The organism is Sphaerisporangium flaviroseum, from assembly GCF_039537005.1.
Classification (GTDB): domain Bacteria; phylum Actinomycetota; class Actinomycetes; order Streptosporangiales; family Streptosporangiaceae; genus Sphaerisporangium; species Sphaerisporangium flaviroseum.
Genome location: NZ_BAAAZR010000036.1, coordinates 39,658 through 55,500 on the forward strand (window position 1 = coordinate 39,658; position 15,843 = coordinate 55,500).

Below are 15,843 nucleotides of genomic sequence, written 5' to 3' on the forward strand. Positions count from 1 at the left end.
CGCCGCGCGCTGTGCCCTCGTCCGCCATGGCAGGCCGGTGACCAGCCAGGGCAGCACATCGGGCAGAACGGCGAGCGCACCGAAGTGGGCCGCGTCCGGCTCGACCCTTATGGTGGCCGACGGGATGCGCTCGGCCAGCCAGCGCGAGTGGTCGATGGGAGAGAACTTGTCCTTCTCCCCATGCCACAGAAGGGTCGGCGTGGTGATGTCGCGGGGGTCGAAGCCCCATGGAGAGCAGAAGGCGATGGCGTCGTCGATCCACCCGTCCTCCGACAGACGCAGCGCCTCCGCGTAGTTCTGCATCAGCATGGCGCGCACGCCGGGGTTGGCCACCATCCGGCGGTCGGCCTCCGGTAGCTCGGCGTACAACTTGGCGATCAGGCTTCCCGGACGGCTTCGGATCTCCTGGGCGGCCGGGGCCAGCCAGGCCGCGAAGCTCTGACGTCCGGCGAGAGCGTTGGTGTACTCCGTGACGTTCGACTCGGTCATGCCGCCGAACCAGTCGAGCCCCTCCGCCGCGTGCGGTGCCAGACCCACCAGGACCGCCACGCTGATGACACGCTGCGGGAGCAAGGCCGCGCAGGCCAGCGCATGGGGGCCGCCACCAGAACGCCCTACCACCGAGAACCGGTGCAGCCCCAACTCGTCCGCGATCGTGGCGACGTCGTTGGCGATGGCGGCCACGGAACGCCCGACGAGGCGGTCGGATCCGCCGTATCCAGGCCGGTCGAAGCTGATCAGTCGTATGCCCAGGCGGTACAGCACCGATCCTCGGGGACACGGGCCGACCCTGCTCCCTGGTGTGCCGTGCAGGAGGAACACTGGGTGGCCCAGCGGATGCCCCCTTTGCTCGAATGCGAGTCGTCTTCCATCAGCCGTGTGTACGACCTCTGTCAAGCCCGCCTCCCGTGGCCGAGATGCCCCACCAAACATCCTCTTATTCCGAGCACCGGGAAAGAGGATTCGCCCAACATTCGCCCTGTGTCGATTTTCGCCGACGGGTCACATCGTGGACGGGTGATTCGCCTTGGTCACGGGAGACTGGTCGGTGAGGATGGCCATGGCGGTGTTCTTGCCGTTGAGGGCTATTACGCTGCCGCCGGGGTGGGTGGCGGCGCCGCAGAGGTAGAGGCCGGGGATGGGGGTGCGGGGGGTGAGGCGGTTGTCCCACATCTGGTCCGGGCGGACCTCTCCCTGGAAGATGTGGCCTCCGGTCAGGCCGACGCGCCGCTCGATGTCGGGGGCGCCCAGCACCTCGTAGCTCTCGATGCAGTCGGCGAAGCCGGGGGCGAACCGTCCGATGAGGTCGATGAACTGCCGGGCGACCTCCTCCCTGCGGCTCTCCCAGCCTCCGTTCAGGCCGTACGGGGCGTACTGCCCGAACACGCTCATCAGGTGCCGCCCTTCGGGGGCGGGGGAGGGGTCGTGGCCGGTCTGCACGTAGATCTCGCCGAAGCCGACCGCGGGCTCGCCGGCGTCGCAGCGTTCGAAGGCCTTCTGGGCGTCGTCCAGGCCCGTGGTGGTGTTGACCACTCCCCTGGCCATGAAGGTCTCCCCCGGAGCCGCCGTCCAGTCGGGCAGCCGCCGGAGCGCCGCGTTGAACTTCACCACGGGGCTGCGGATGTCCCAGTCGTCGATGCGCCGCCGGTAGCCGTCCGGTACGGCGTCGGCCGCCAGCAGGGTCATGAGCCGTTTGGGGTCGGCGTTGCTCACGATCGTGGTGGCCGCGACGAACGTGCCGTCCTCCAGCCGGACGCCCTCCCCCGGCAGCACCTCCCCGACCGGCACACCGGTGGCAAGCACGGCTCCCGCCTCGCGTGCGGCCTCGGCGATGGCGAAGCTGACGACGCCCATGCCGCCGCGCACGTATCCCCAGACGGCGCCTTCCCCGTGGACCTCCCCGGCGAAGTGCATGAACTTGACGGCGGCGGTGCCGGGGTCCCTGGGTCCCGCGTAGGTGCCGATGACTCCCTGGCCGAAGAGGGCGTCCTTGAGCCGCTGGTCCGTCACGAACTCGTCGAGCACGTCGGAGATGGAGGCGTGGAAGAGCACGTCCGTCATGAGCCCCTCTCCGCCGAGGAGTTCCTCCAGCTCGGCCCTGGACGGGGAGTCGCCGGCCCAGGTGTCCCTTGCGCCCTTGCGAAGCCGGATCCGGATCTGGTCGAACAGATCCTCGTAAGCGAAATATCCGTCAATGTCTTTCTGGGACAGGCCGAGGTCGCGCAACCCCGCCAGAGTCCGGTCCGGGTCCATCCACTGGGCGAAGGCCGTACCGTCCTCGAACGGCACCCACAGCTGGGGGTCGGCGAGGTACACCTCCAGGCCGCGCTCGTGCAGCCGCAGGTCGCGGATCACGGTCTCGTCCAGCAGGCCGACGACGTACGCGCACGGGCTGATGACGTACCGCCGGTCGGGGAAGGGACGATCGAGCGTGCACGCCCCGCCGAGGCGGTCACGCGCCTCCAGGACCAGCACCGATCTGCCCGCTCTGGCCAGATAGGCCGCGCATGTGAGCCCGTTGTGCCCGCCGCCGACCACGATCACATCCCACCGCCGCGACGCGAGGGACGACACCGGCTCGGGAAGCCCGACCACACCCAGCCGCTCAGCGATCTCGTTCATGTCCACCATCCCTTCCGGCTCTAGACTGACTGGATAATCAGTCAGGATGCAAGGGGGAGCCGATATCCGGTGGCCTCCGGCAGGGTGAGTGGGTACCCTGACGGCCATGCGTCCGATTTTGACTACCTCTCCGCCCACCGCCCGCTAGCGGGCGGTTTCTCTCCATAAATCCGGATCTGAACGGTCCGGTGGGTGGCGGCTGCCCGCGTTACGGGCCCTTCTTCCGACCGCTCCCATGGAGAGAGTTCATGACGCACGTCTCCGTACGGCGAGGCATGCTGTACGTCACCATCGCCGCCACCATCTGGGGCACGGGCGGCCCCGTGGCGGCCGTTCTGTACCAGGTAAGCGGGCTCGGCCCCGTGGCCGTCTCCTTCTGGCGCTTCGTCTTCGGCGCCGGAGTGCTGTTCGCCGCCGCCCAAGTCACAGGGATCGGCCGTCCCCGCCCCGTCGGGTCTGGCGGATCCCGGCCCGCATGGGCCGGGTTGCTGGTCGTCGGCTCCGGGCTCGCCGTCTCGCAGGCCGCCTATTTCGGGGCGGTCGCCGAATCCGGGGTCGCCATGGCGACCGTGGTCACGCTCGGAGCGAGCCCGGCCCTGGTCGCGCTCGGAGCCCGGCTCCTGCTGCGCGAAGCACTCGGCCGCGCCGGGGCGCTGAGCATGGGACTCGCCATGCTGGGCCTGCTCCTGCTGGTGGGCGGCCCTTCGGCCACCTCGGCGGCCGGGGTCGGCCTCGCCCTGCTGTCCGCGATCGCCTACGCCGGGGTCACCCTCCACTCCCGCGCGTCGACACGGCACCACGGTGCCACCCGCCCCGGATCCTCTCCGGCGCGGGACGCGCACGGCACCGCGATGTGGGGGTTCGCCGTGGGCGGGGTCCTGCTCCTCCCGGTGGCCGCCGCCGAAGGGCTGTTCCCCGGCGGCGGGCAGGTGACGACGATCGCGCTCCTCGGCTACCTCGGGGCGATGCCCACCGCCGTCGCCTACAGCCTCTTCTTCACCGGGCTCTCATCCGTACGGGCGACGACCGCCTCCATGGTGGCGCTGCTCGAACCGGCGGGGGCGACGGCCATCGGCGTCCTGGTGCTGGGCGAGCGCCTGACCCCCTCCTCGGCGGCGGGCGCGGCCGTACTGCTGGCCTCCGTGGCCCTCCTGGCCCTCGGCGAGTCACGCGAGGATTCGCGGTCGGGCAAGTACGAATGACGATGGGCGAGGCCGTGCTAGACGTGGGGTGAGGCCAGGGCGACCGACGGCCAGATGGGGGAGGCAGGTTTTCCAGTGAATACGCTGGATATGACCATCCAGCCCCATAAGAGAGGTGGCGTGGATGAATGTCGAAGGACCACAGCTGAGCGGCCGTCAGGTCAACCTGGTGTTCGTCGGGCTGATGGTGGCCCTCCTGCTGGCGGCCCTCGATCAGACGATCGTGTCCACAGCCCTGCCGACGATCGTCGGCGACCTGAAAGGGCTGGAGCACATCGGCTGGACCGTCACCGCGTACATCCTGGCCTCGACCATCGGGCTGCCGATCTACGGCAAGCTGGGCGACCTGTTCGGCAGGAAGGTCGTCTTCCAGGCGGCCATCGTGATCTTCCTGATCGGTTCCGTGCTCTGCGGCATGGCCCGGAACATGCCGGAGCTCATCGGCTTCCGCGCCCTCCAGGGGCTGGGCGGGGGCGGCCTGATGATCGGCGTGCAGGCGATCGTGGCCGACCTCGTCTCCCCCAGGGAGCGCGGAAGGTACACCGGGATCATCGGCGCCGTCTGGGGCCTGTCGTCGGTCATCGGGCCGCTCATCGGCGGCTTCTTCACCGATCACGCCACCTGGCGGTGGTGCTTCTACGTCAACCTGCCGCTCGGCCTGCTCGCGCTGGGCATCACCATCGTCGGGCTGAAGCTTCCCAAGCCACGGGTCCGGCCGAAGCTCGACATCCTGGGCACGGCGCTGCTGGCCGGCACCTCCACGTGCATCGTGCTGGTCACCAGCTGGGGCGGCACGGAGTACGCGTGGGGCTCCCCGGTGATCATCGGCCTGGCGGCCGGGGCCGTCGCGCTCGCGGCCGGTTTCGTGCTGGCCGAGCGGGCGGCGGCGGAGCCGATCATCCCGCTCCACCTGTTCCGCGACAACCTGTTCGTCCTCCCGGTGGTGATCTCGGTGTTCGTCGGCATCGGGATGTTCGCCGCGATCGCGTACCTGCCCACCTTCCTGCAGATGGTCAACGGGGCGAGCGCCACGGAGTCGGGGCTGCTGATGCTCCCCATGGTCGCCGGTATGACGATCACCTCGATCGGCTCCGGCCGGGTCATCTCGGCGACCGGCCGGTACCGGAGCTTCCCGATCACCGGCATGGGGCTGCTGGCCGTCGGCCTGGTGCTGCTGTCCCGCATGACCGCCGACACCTCGATGGTGCTCAACGGGTTCTTCATGTTCGTGACCGGCTTCGGCCTCGGCATGGTCCTGCAGACGCTCGTGCTGATCGTGCAGAACTCCGTCGAGCACCGCGACGTGGGCGCTGCCACCTCCGCCGTGAACTACGCCCGGCAGACGGGCGCCTCGCTCGGCACGTCGCTGTTCGGCGCCATCTTCATCCACCGCCTGACCGACGCCCTGGCGGCGAGCGGGGCCAGGCTGCCGGCGCAGGGGATCAACGCGATCACCCCGCAGCTGATCCACCAGCTCCCGCAGCCGGCGCGGGAGGGGATCGCGACGGCCTACGCGCAGGCGCTTCCGCCCATCTTCTTGTACGTGGCGCCCGTCGTCGCGGTGGGCTTCCTGCTCGCCTTCTTCGTCAAGGAGATTCCGCTGTCCAACCGGCCGGCCTCCGCCCGGCAGGACGTCCCTGCGCACAGCACCTGAGACGATCTGGGGTGGAACGCCGTTACAGTAGGAGGCGTTGGAGGGTACGTGGCCTCGATACCGCAGTTCATAAGAAATCTCCTTGATCGCCCGGGAAGTGCCGGCCTTGGCCCCTTTCGACGCGTGGCCACGCAGGCGGCCGCCCGTGAAGACCGCGTCCGGGCGCTGACCGACCTTTCCCGGCCGCCGATCGACGATCTGGCGGAGTTCTGCGCGATCGCTCGCGAGGCCGCGCACCGCACGCTCGACATGCGTCCCTTCGACGTCCAGCTCGTCGGCGCCCTCGCCCTGCTCTCCGGGCATGTGGCCGAGATGGCCACCGGAGAGGGCAAGACCCTGGCCGGAGCGATCGCCGCCGCCGGGCACGCCCTGCGGGGCAAGAAGGTGCACGTCATATCGGTCAACGACTACCTCGCCCGGCGCGACGCCGAATGGATGGGGCCCTTCTACGAGGCCCTCGGCGTGTCCGTGGCCTGGATCGGCCAGTCCTCGACCCCCGAGGAGCGGCGGCGGGCGTACGCCAAGGACGTCACCTACGCCTCGGTCAGCGAGATCGGCTTCGACGTGCTGCGCGACCGCATCGCCACGTCCACCGCCGATGTCATCGTCCCCCAGCCGTCCGTCGCACTGATCGACGAGGCCGACTCGGTGCTGGTGGACGAGGCCCGCGTGCCCCTCGTGCTCGCGGGCGCCGCCGACCCCGGCACCGACGCGCCCGAGACGGCCGAGCTCGTACGGCGGCTGTCCCGCGGGTACCACTACGAGTTGGACGAGCAGGGGCGCAACGTCTTCCTCACCGCCAAGGGCACCGACGCGGTGGAGAAGGCCCTGGGCGGCATCAACCTGTACGAGACCCCGGACATGCTCACCCGGGTGAACCTCGCCCTGCACGCCCACGCGCTGCTGACCCGCGACGTCGACTACCTCGTCCGTGACGGCCGGATCCACCTGGTCAGCCAGTCGCGCGGCCGGGTGGCGACCCTGCAGCGCTGGCCGGACGGCCTGCAGGCCGCGGTCGAGGCCAAAGAGGCGCTTCCGGCGAGCGAGACCGGCGAGATCCTCGATTCGATCACGATCCAGGGCCTCATCCGCCGATACCCCGAGATCTGCGGCATGACGGGTACAGCGGTGGCGGTCGAGGAGCAGCTCAGGGAGTTCTACGGCCTGAAGGTCGCGGTGGTCCCTCCGAACAAACCCTGCGTCCGTGTCGACGAGCCCGACCGAGTGTTCGGCACGGTCGCCGACAAGGAGCGGGCGCTGGTCGCGGAGATCGCGAGCGTCCACGCGACGGGCCGCCCGATCCTGATCGGCACCCTCGACGTCTCCGAGTCCGAGCGCCTGGCGGACGACCTCAGGGCGGAGGGCCTCGACTGCGTCGTGCTCAACGCCAAGAACGACGCGGAGGAGGCGGCGATCATCGCCCAGGCGGGCGCGCGTTCGGCGATCACCGTGTCCACCCAGATGGCCGGTCGCGGCACCGACATCCGCCTCGGCGAGGGGGTCGGCGAGCTCGGCGGCCTGTACGTCATCGGCTCGGGCAGGCACGCAAGCAGCCGCCTGGACGACCAGCTCAGGGGACGCGCCGGCCGCCAGGGAGACCCGGGCGGCTCGGTGTTCCTGGTGAGCCTCGAAGACGACCTGATCACCCACTACGCCCCCGACGAGGGACTTCCGACGGCCGACGACGACGGCGTGGTCCGTCACAAGCGGGCCGAATACGTCGTCGGCCATGCCCAGCGGGTGGCCGAGGGCGCCCACCTGGAGATCCACCGCAACACCTGGCGCTACACCAGGCTCCTGGAGCGGCAGCGCGATCTGGTGCTCGAACAGCGCGACAAGGTCCTGCGCGGGGACAGCGCCGCGGAGGCCCTCGCCACCGCCGCCCCGGAACGCTGGGAGGAGCTGAGCGCGCTCGTGGGCGAGCCCGTGCTCCGCGAGGTGGCGCGGGAGATCGTCCTGTTCCACCTCGACCGCTGCTGGACCGAACATCTGGGGTTCATGTCCGACGTGCGCGAGGGCATCCACCTGCGGGCTCTCGGGCACAAGCTCAAGCCTCTCGACGAGTTCCACCGCGAGGGCGTCGTGGCGTACCGGCGGCTGCTCGACGAGGTGGAGCGCCGGTCGGTCGAGACCTTCGCGACGGCGTCGATCACCTCCGACGGGCTCGACCCGCTGGAGAGCGGCCTCAAGCGGCCCACGGCCACCTGGACCTACCTCGTGCAGGACAACCCCTTCGGCAACGCCTTCGACCGGGTGCTGAAGCGGCTCACCCCGCGGGCCAGACGCCGCCAGGGACTCGAAGAGGCCTGACAAGCTGGGCGTTCGCGAGAAGACCCGGGGACGTTGCGGCGCGGTGCGGGGTCTGTGATTGGGTGCTGGATAACAGGAGCGGCGTCAAAGAGCATCTCCGCGACCGTCTTAGGTGACTGCGCATGAACCCTCATGACTTCCTCGACGTAGATCACGACCTGTCCGACGAGGAGCGGGCGATCCGCGACGCCGTGCGGGACTACGGGAACGCCGAGCTCCTGCCCTACGTGGCCGACTGGTTCGACGCCGGCACGATCCCCGACCCGCGCGGGCTGGCCAAGGGCCTCGGGGAGCTCGGCGTCTTCGGCATGCACCTCTCCGGGTACGGCTGCGCGGACACCAACGCCGTGAGCTACGGCCTGGCCTGCCGCGAGCTGGAGGCCGTGGACAGCGGGCTGCGCAGCTTCGTCTCGGTCCAGGGCTCGCTCGCGATGACGGCGATCCACAGGTTCGGGTCGGAGGAGCAGAAGGACGAGTGGCTGCCGCGCATGGTGACGGGCGAGGCGCTCGGCTGCTTCGGCCTGACCGAGCCCGACTCCGGCAGCGATCCCGGCTCGATGCGCACCCGCGCCCGGCGCGACGGCGACGACTGGGTGCTCGACGGCACCAAGATGTGGATCACCAACGGGTCGGTGGCCGACGTCGCGATCGTCTGGGCCAAGACCGACGACGGCATTCGCGGGTTCCTCGTCCCCACCTCGGCCTCCGGCTTCTCCGCCAACGTGATCCACAAGAAGCTGTCGCTCCGCGCCTCGATCACCTCCGAGCTCGTGCTGGACGGCGTGCGGCTCCCGCACGACGCGATCCTGCCGGGCGCGGAGGGCCTCAAGGCGCCGCTGTCCTGCCTGTCGGAGGCGCGGTACGGCATCGTGTGGGGCGTGGCGGGGGCGGCCAGGGCCTGCCTGCTGGCCTCGATCGACTACTCCAAGAGCCGCGTCCAGTTCGACCGGCCGATCGGCGCGTTCCAGCTGACCCAGCGGAAGCTCGCCGACATGCTCGTCGACGTCAACCACGCCATGATGACCGCCCTGCGGATCGGACGGCTCAAGGACGCCGGGCTCGCCCACCACTCGCATGTCAGCTTCGGCAAGCTGGCCAACGTCCGCGCGGCACAACGGGTCGCGGCCACCGCGCGGAGCATCCACGGAGCCAACGGCATCACCCTCGAATATCCGGTGATGCGGCACATGGTCAACCTGGAGACGGTGGCCACCTACGAAGGCACCGAGGAGGTGCACGCCCTCACCCTGGGCCGCGCCCTCACCGGCCTCGACGCCTTCCGCTGACCGGCGACGGGCTCACGTGGCGGGACACCGGTGGGCTCGACCGGCCCGTGGCTCGATCGTCCTTGGTGCCGATACGGCCCGCGCCTCCTGCCTGCCCTGCGGGCGGCGGGACCCGGCTTCGGGCGCGAGCCGTACCGGAGTCGCCGGGGCACGCACCGCCCGGTGATCACCGTGCCCCGGCGAGACCTCACAGACCCCCGAACCGCGAGGTCAGCTCATGGGTTGGCCGCCGAGTCCCGCGACGAACCAGACCGTCTTGCCCCCGCCCTCCGCCTCCACGACGCCCCAGTCGTCGGCGAGGGTGCCCACGATGAGCAGCCCACGGCCGTCGGTGGCGTCGAGGTCGCCGGGCGCCTCGCACGGCAGCCCGTCGCCGGCGTCGAAGACCTCGCCGTAGACCCACTTCCCGTCGCTGCCGAGCCGCAGCGAGAACGCGGTCCCACCGTGCCTGATCGCGTTGGTCACCAGCTCGCTGACGATCACCGAACAGTCGTCCACGAGCTCTCCGGTGCCCCAGCGCCGAAGCTCCCGGCCGACGAGCACCCGCGCCGCGTGCACGCTCTCGGCATCGGCGGACAGGATCCACTCGGCTGTTCGCAGTGGAAGACATCCGAGAAGGTCCGAGGCGGACGTATGGTTCGCGCGGAAGGTGACCGACACCTGCTCCTCCTTAGTGGGAGCGCTCCCACTAAGATTACGACAATAAGTCGGTGATGTGAATCACTGCCCCATGATTATTTCCCGGCACACATTACACAGGGCGATAAAGCACGCCTATTTCCGATATAACGGCAGTTCATGACCTCCCCCCGACGCGGACGGCCACCCGAGAGGCGTCAAAACCTGAATGTTTCCTGGGAGCGCTCCCACCTTGGGCAGCCGGACAGGGTTAGGAGGTCTCTTATGGGAACAAACTCCGCGGCCGGAAAGTCGCCCCGTCGTCGTGCGGCGAAGCCCGGCAGGGTGAGCACCGTGCTACCGATAGCCGGTAGCACGGTGCTCACCCTGCCGGTTCGCGCTTCAGGCCTGCCACTTCGCGCTCCGGCCTACCGGTCCGCGTTCCGGCACGCCGGTCGCGTTCAAGCCTGCCACTTCGCGCTCCGGCCTGCTGATTACCGTTCAGGCCTGCCGGTTCGCGTTCCGGCACGCCGACCGCGTTCAAGCCTGCCGGTTCGCGTTCAAGCCTGCTGATTACCGTTCAGGCTTACCGCTCCGCGTTCCGGCCCGCCGTCACGGGTGGGCGCTGCGTAGGGGCGGTCAGCCGCCGCTCTTGCGGCGGAAGGAACGCTTGCTCGCGGCCGGACCGTGGGCGCCATGAATCTTGGAGGCGTCCTTGCTCCGGCCGGCGGCGTTCCCCTCGGCCTGGCTCTGGCGTTTGCGGTCGAGAGCCTCACGGAACTTGCGCTTCAACTCGTCTTCCGGCTCCGGGGTTCCGGCTTCCGGCTCCGGTACGTCGGCAGTCATGCGGACCTCCTGCTCTAGGACGGGCACTCACTCAGCCTCGCACGTGCGCGTGCGTGACGCCCGCCTGGCGACGGTGTCGCACCCCGCCTCCGGACCCGTCACGCCCGGGGTCCAGCGAAGCACGGGAGACATCATCTCATGGCTCGGCCTGCGGGTTCATCCCCGTATCCTGACATCACCTGACAACGTGCTGTAAGCAGGCCACCACCATACGTGTCCGGAAAGCGAATTACGGTCGGCCGCAGAGCCTCGCGGGCACGGCTCTCACCGCGTACGAAGGCCGGGCGTTCCTGGAAGCGCCGGAGCCCGGGTCAGTCCCACCAGAAGGACCAGGTGTACTTGCCGCGGAGTTGCTCGGCGTAGTCGAGCAGCGAGCCCGCGCCCTGCACGATGGCGTCGGGGCAGAACGTCCAGTGCTCGGCGGCGACGTGCAGGGCGTGCTGAGAGGTGACCGGCGGCGCGGCGACGCTCAGGTCGAGCGTGTTGAAGCCCAGGCCGACCAGCCGGGCGCCGAACCGGTCCTCCCAGCTCCGCACGACGGCGGCGAGGGGGACGTTCCACTCGTTGTGGTGCAGCGCGCCCTGCCAGCCCATGACCGCCAGGGCGTCGGCGCCGCGCTCGACCGCCGCAAGGCCGAGCGGTGTGCCCTGCTGGGCGAGCACGGAAGCGTATCGGTCGGCCACCGCGTCGGGGTCGGCGCGGAGCTCGCCGGGCCCGGCCGGGCCCGGGCAGTGCGGGCCGAAGGGGTCGAGGATCTCGATCTGCTCCTCGGCCGCCCGCTCGATCCAGTCGGACCACACCTCGGCCATGAACGCGTCCACGCTGTAGTTGTCGATCTCCGCCGCCACGTCCGGGGCGATCTGCCCCACCGACCACGGTTGGACGGACTCCTCGAGGAGCACCGGCCACAGGCCCGAGCTGGCGTGCTCCTCCCGTAGCCGGGCCCATAAGGAGCCGGTCACCGGCGCCTGGCTCAGCCAGAACGCGGGACGCCGGTGCGGCTGGATCTGGGCATAGGTGGGGTCGGGCCAGACCACCGCCCCGGCAGGCAGCTCCACCGCGAGGGTCCGCCCACGGCCGCCATCGGCGAACAACCGGCATACGGCCGGCGGTAGCTGCCGTCGCTCACAATCGTCCATCTCAACCGTTCCGGTGCCGATCACACCAATAGGATCCCGGTCAGCCGAGATGGTAGTGCGAGGAGGATCCACCACGTCTTCCGTCGTACCGCATAATCGCCCGTTCATGTCGCGTGCCCCGCCACGATCTCTACCGTACGGAGACTCTGGCTGAACAGCATCCTTCGCTACCTTGGTTCTATGACGGATATAGAGGGAAATCTGCGGGCTTCTGATGGTGATCGTGAGGCGGTTTCCGAGAGGCTGCGGGTCGCCGCGGGCGATGGCCGGATCTCCCTGGAAGAGCTGGACGAAAGGCTCGACAAGGCCTACAAAGCCAAGACCTACGCGGACCTGGATGAGCTGATCGCCGACCTGCCCACCGGAGCCGTCATGGCGTCCACGGAGGAACCGCTGCTACTGAAGACGCACTCGGGCTCGGTGCAGCATGTGGGCCAGTGGATCGTCCCCCGGCAGGTCATAGCCGACTGCACTTGGGGCAGCATAAAGATCGACTTCACCCAGGCCACCTGCCGGCACCAGGAAGTCCTGCTCAACGCCAAATGCGGGGCCGGGAGCATCGTCGTCATCGTGCCGAAGGGCTGGGGCGTCCTGATCGACAAGGTGACGACCGGCATGGGCAGCATCAGCAACAAGGCGACCTCCCCCACCACGCCGGGCATGCCGGTCCTGCGCGTCACCGGCTCTGTCGGCATGGGCACCATCAAGCTGAAGCACCCCCGCCGCTGAAACCGCGCCCGTAGAGGGTCACCGGCCGGGCACACCCGTGAGGGCCGGCGTGACCGGCACACCCGTGAGGGTCAGCGTGACGGGCACACCCGTGAGGGTCAGCGGATGGGGACGTCCGTGGAGAGGCCGGCCGGGAGGCCCGACAGGGTGACCGTGCCGTCGTCGCCGACGGCGGCGCCGACGTCGGCCCCCGCGATCCTGAGCCCAAGGATGGCCACCGCGCCCAGAGGCGCCCCCGCCATCGGGCGGAGCGACACGTGACCGGAGGGGACGTCGGGATAGACGCCGAGCGCCGCGTGGACGATGGTGACGGCCGCAGCGGCCGACCAGGCCTGCGGGCGGCAGGCGGCGGGATAGGGCAGCGGCCTGACCACCGCCTCGCGCGCGTCACCCGCGTACAGTTCCGGCAGCCGGTAGCCGAACGTCTCCCCCGCCGCCAGCAGTCCCTCGGCCAGCCGCGCCGCCTCGGCCCCGAACCCGGCCCGGGCGAGGCCCGCCACCACGATCGCGGTGTCGTGCGCCCAGATCGAGCCGCAGTGGTACGACAGCGGGCTGAACCCGCCGTCCTCGGATGACATCGTGCGCAGCCCGAAGCCTCCGGCCATGGCGGGTGAGGCCAGCAGCCCCGCGACGGTCGCCGACTCCTCGGCCGACAGCAGGCCGGTGCCGAGCAGGTGCCCGATGTTGCTGGTGAGGGAGTCGACGGGACGCTTCTCCCGATCAAGAGCCAGGGCGGGGTGCCTGCCGTGCGGACCGTCGACCCAGAAGTGCGCGCGGAACCGCTCGGCCATCGCCTCCGCGTACTCGTGCCAGCGGTCCGCGCCGGGCCGCCCGAAGGCCGAGAGCAGCGCCGCCGCGTGCCTGGCCGCTTCGTACGCGTATCCCTGCACCTCGGCAAGGGCGATCGGGGCCACCGCCTGGCGCCCGTCGCGGAACCGCACGGAGTCGCCGGAGTCCTTCCATCCCTGGTTGGCCAGGCCGCGCCCACTGGTGTCGATGTATTCGAGGAAACCGTCGCGGTCGGCGTCCGCGTCGCCGCCGAGCCATCCGAGAGCGTCCTCCAGCGCCGGGAGGAGCGCGGCCACCTCCTGCTCGGGCATGCCCCACCGCCAGGCGTCGTGGAGCAGGCTCACCCAGAGCGGGGTGGCGTCGATGGTGCCGTAGTACGCGGCGGGGAGGTGCAGGCCGTTGCCGGTGAGGGTGAACTCGTGCCGCCGCAGCTCATGCATGATCTTGCCAGGCGCCTCGCCGGAGTTCGGGTCGGCCCGGGTGCCCTGACGGCGTGCCAGCACGCGCAGCGTGCCCGCCGCCAGGTCGGTGCCGAGCGGCAGGAGCATCCGGGCGGCCCAGATGCTGTCGCGCCCGAACAGCGTCAGGAACCAGGGCACGCCCGCGCCCAGAAACGTGTCCTGGGGGGCGCCCACCTCGGCCAGCCGTAGCGATCGCAGGTCGTCGAGCGACTGGTCGAACAGGCGGACCAGGCGGTGGTCGGCGGCGGTGACGCGCGGCCGTCCCCATTCGACGGGACGCTCGGGCGCGGTCACGACGGCCTTGGCGTCCTCGACCCTGGCGTTCCAGCGCAGCGTGGCCCGCCCGTAGGGGGCCAGGGTGATCTCCCACCGCAGCCGCGCTTCCCGGCCCGCCGCGCCGGTCTCCGTGTGGGCGTCGACGCCCGTCACCGTGACCTGGATGCCATCGGACTCCCAGGACAGCGTGCCCGGCGCTCCCTGCACGGCGACCGCGGAGCGGGCGGCACCGCCCGACTTGACCACCTCGATCGGGGCGAAGTCGCACTCCAGGTCGAGGGTGACCGTCGCCGTCACGGTCGTCGAGGCGGCGGACATGATGTCGACGGTCTCGGCCATCCCGCCCGCCGAGACCTGGCGGGCGCGGTCGACGCGCACCGTCGGGTCGGGGCCGGGGTCTCCGAGCCAGCGGGGCAGGGAGACGAACCGCGCGCCGCCCGGCGCGGTGAGCGCGTGGCCGATGGGCTCGGGCTCACGCCCGTCGATCAGCAGCCTGACCTGGGACAGGGCTCGCGAGTCCGCGTGGAAGAAGCCCTGCGCGCCCACCGGGTGGATCTGGCCGTCGGCGCCGCTCAGCGCGCTGGAGGGCGCAAGGACCGCGCTGACGAGGTCGTGCAGCAGGGGCTGGAACCGCGGTGAGGCGGCCGGAGCCGCCTGAAGAGACCTTTCGAGATCTGCCACGCTGGATGTGGCGTCTTCGGCGTCGGGTGGTACGCCTTGGTCGAACACCGATGGGCCCCCTGGGTCACGTCGTGCCGGCGCCGCGAGGCGGGATGACCTCCGCTAGCAGCTTACGAAACACTCTCTTTACTTGAACGATCTAATCGTGCCATAGTCCGTTTTGAACGATCAAATGCTGAAGGGTGCTCATGGCCGACAAGGTGACGATCGCCGACGTCGCGCGGCACGCGGGCGTGTCGCGGCAGACGGTGTCGAACGTGCTGAACGCTCCGGAACTGGTCCGCGAGCACACCCAACGGCGCGTGCTGGAGGCCGTGCAGGCGCTCGGCTACCGGGCCAGCCAGGCGGCACGGCAGATGCGTACCGGCAGGTCACAGCTGATCGCCGCGCGCATCGAGCCGGCACAGGACGACGGCATCAACGGCTTCGTCTTCGACCGCTTCCTGCACGGGCTCACCGAGTCGGCGGCGCTGGCGGGCTACCGCGTCCTGCTGTACACGGCGGCGGACCACGAGGCCGAGCTCGCCACGTTCGACGACCTGCTCGGCGTGTACGTGCCGGACGCGTTCGTGCTCACCAGCCTCGACTACGGCGATCCCCGTCCGGCCTGGCTGCTCGAACAGCGGATCCCGTTCGTCACCTTCGGACGGCCGTGGGGCGTCCCGCCGGCCCAGCGGTATCCCTGGGTCGACGTGGACGGTGCCGCGGGCACCGCCGCAGCGACCCGCTACCTGCTCGACGCGGGTCACCGGCGTATCGGCTTCCTCGGATGGCCGGCGGGATCCGGCGTCGGGGACGACCGCAGGGAAGGCTGGGCGCGCACCCTGACCGCCGCGGGCGCCGAACCCGCGGAGCTCGCCGAGCTCGACTACCGGACGGACGACGGCGCCCCTCACGGGGAGGCCGCCGCCCGTGCCCTGCTCGACCGCGACCGCCCGGTGACCGCGCTGGTCTGCGTGAGCGACTCGCTCGCCCTCGGCGCGCTCCAGGCGGGACGCGGCATTGCCGTCATCGGCTTCGACGACACACCCGTGGCCAGGGCGGTGGGACTGACCAGCGTCAGCCAGCCGCTGTCGGAGGTCGCCACGAGGTGCGTGTCGCTGCTCACCCGGGCGCTGGACGGAAACGGCGCGGGCGCCCGGGCCCGCGAGACGCAGGCGTACGACACCGGCACGGAGGTGCTGCTCCGGCCTTCACTGGTCCGCCGGCGGTCGGCGTGAGCACCGCGGG

At 70.5% G+C, this 15,843-nt stretch carries 11 protein-coding genes and 1 pseudogene; 6 read left to right on the forward strand and 6 right to left on the reverse strand.

Features of this window, described 5'->3' with window-relative positions; genetic code table 11:
- Positions 1-90 precede the first annotated feature (90 nt).
- A pseudogene (locus ABD810_RS41170) lies at positions 91-933 on the reverse strand (alpha/beta hydrolase); the annotation flags it as partial.
- Positions 934-1,002: 69 nt separating this feature from the next.
- Positions 1,003-2,622, reverse strand: coding sequence for a phytoene desaturase family protein (locus tag ABD810_RS31665; RefSeq protein ID WP_344949097.1), 1,620 nt, complete (start codon positions 2,620-2,622; stop codon positions 1,003-1,005).
- A 248-nt stretch (positions 2,623-2,870) separates the two neighbouring features.
- On the opposite strand from ABD810_RS31665, the gene ABD810_RS31670 reads away from it, so the two are divergent.
- The 4 genes from ABD810_RS31670 to ABD810_RS31685 all read left to right on the forward strand — a co-directional run bounded on the left by ABD810_RS31670 (position 2,871) and on the right by ABD810_RS31685 (position 9,074).
- Complete coding sequence (locus tag ABD810_RS31670) at positions 2,871-3,824, forward strand: DMT family transporter (RefSeq protein WP_344949100.1); 954 nt, start codon at positions 2,871-2,873, stop codon at positions 3,822-3,824.
- Between the two features lie 124 nt (positions 3,825-3,948).
- Positions 3,949-5,478 (forward strand): MDR family MFS transporter, encoded by a 1,530-nt coding sequence (locus tag ABD810_RS31675; RefSeq protein ID WP_344949104.1) that lies wholly within the window; start codon positions 3,949-3,951, stop codon positions 5,476-5,478.
- 57 nt (positions 5,479-5,535) lie between these two features.
- Positions 5,536-7,788 carry an accessory Sec system translocase SecA2 gene (gene secA2 / locus ABD810_RS31680; RefSeq protein ID WP_344949310.1) on the forward strand — a complete coding sequence of 751 codons (2,253 nt, stop codon included), beginning with the start codon at positions 5,536-5,538 and terminating at the stop codon, positions 7,786-7,788.
- Between the two features lie 122 nt (positions 7,789-7,910).
- Entirely contained in the window at positions 7,911-9,074 is a 1,164-nt protein-coding gene (locus ABD810_RS31685) for an acyl-CoA dehydrogenase family protein (RefSeq protein ID WP_344949106.1), read from the forward strand.
- 210 nt (positions 9,075-9,284) lie between these two features.
- Here the strand turns inward: ABD810_RS31685 and ABD810_RS31690 are convergent, their stop codons facing one another.
- From ABD810_RS31690 to ABD810_RS31700, 3 genes are all read right to left on the reverse strand, one after another.
- Entirely contained in the window at positions 9,285-9,734 is a 450-nt protein-coding gene (locus ABD810_RS31690) for an ATP-binding protein (RefSeq protein ID WP_344949109.1), read from the reverse strand.
- A gap of 597 nt (positions 9,735-10,331) precedes the next feature.
- Complete coding sequence (locus tag ABD810_RS31695) at positions 10,332-10,538, reverse strand: DUF5302 domain-containing protein (RefSeq protein ID WP_344949112.1); 207 nt, start codon at positions 10,536-10,538, stop codon at positions 10,332-10,334.
- A gap of 311 nt (positions 10,539-10,849) precedes the next feature.
- Entirely contained in the window at positions 10,850-11,677 is an 828-nt protein-coding gene (locus ABD810_RS31700) for a DUF4253 domain-containing protein (protein ID WP_344949115.1), read from the reverse strand.
- A 180-nt stretch (positions 11,678-11,857) separates the two neighbouring features.
- Between ABD810_RS31700 and ABD810_RS31705 the strand changes: the two genes are divergently transcribed.
- On the forward strand, positions 11,858-12,406 hold the full coding sequence (locus ABD810_RS31705) for a DUF1707 SHOCT-like domain-containing protein (protein WP_344949118.1): 549 nt from the start codon (positions 11,858-11,860) through the stop codon (positions 12,404-12,406).
- A gap of 98 nt (positions 12,407-12,504) precedes the next feature.
- On the opposite strand, the gene ABD810_RS31710 is transcribed toward ABD810_RS31705, so the two are convergent.
- The gene (locus ABD810_RS31710) at positions 12,505-14,613 is read right to left on the reverse strand and encodes a glycogen debranching N-terminal domain-containing protein (RefSeq protein ID WP_344949121.1); all 2,109 of its coding nucleotides are present in this window, start codon (positions 14,611-14,613) and stop codon (positions 12,505-12,507) included.
- A 188-nt stretch (positions 14,614-14,801) separates the two neighbouring features.
- On the opposite strand from ABD810_RS31710, the gene ABD810_RS31715 reads away from it, so the two are divergent.
- Positions 14,802-15,833, forward strand: a complete 1,032-nt coding sequence (locus ABD810_RS31715) for a LacI family DNA-binding transcriptional regulator (protein WP_344949125.1) — start codon at positions 14,802-14,804, stop codon at positions 15,831-15,833.
- Positions 15,834-15,843: the final 10 nt, after the last annotated feature.

What these genes read in the sequence shown, in the direction of transcription:
- ABD810_RS31675 (WP_344949104.1), top strand. Translation starts at nt 3,949, where the DNA reads ATGAATGTCGAAGGACCACAGCTGAGCGGCCGTCAGGTCAACCTGGTG.
- ABD810_RS31665 (WP_344949097.1), bottom strand. Translation starts at nt 2,622, where the DNA reads ATGAACGAGATCGCTGAGCGGCTGGGTGTGGTCGGGCTTCCCGAGCCG.
- ABD810_RS31685 (WP_344949106.1), top strand. Translation starts at nt 7,911, where the DNA reads ATGAACCCTCATGACTTCCTCGACGTAGATCACGACCTGTCCGACGAG.
- ABD810_RS31670 (WP_344949100.1), top strand. Translation starts at nt 2,871, where the DNA reads ATGACGCACGTCTCCGTACGGCGAGGCATGCTGTACGTCACCATCGCC.
- ABD810_RS31700 (WP_344949115.1), bottom strand. Translation starts at nt 11,677, where the DNA reads ATGGACGATTGTGAGCGACGGCAGCTACCGCCGGCCGTATGCCGGTTG.
- ABD810_RS31715 (WP_344949125.1), top strand. Translation starts at nt 14,802, where the DNA reads ATGGCCGACAAGGTGACGATCGCCGACGTCGCGCGGCACGCGGGCGTG.
- ABD810_RS31695 (WP_344949112.1), bottom strand. Translation starts at nt 10,538, where the DNA reads ATGACTGCCGACGTACCGGAGCCGGAAGCCGGAACCCCGGAGCCGGAA.
- ABD810_RS31705 (WP_344949118.1), top strand. Translation starts at nt 11,858, where the DNA reads ATGACGGATATAGAGGGAAATCTGCGGGCTTCTGATGGTGATCGTGAG.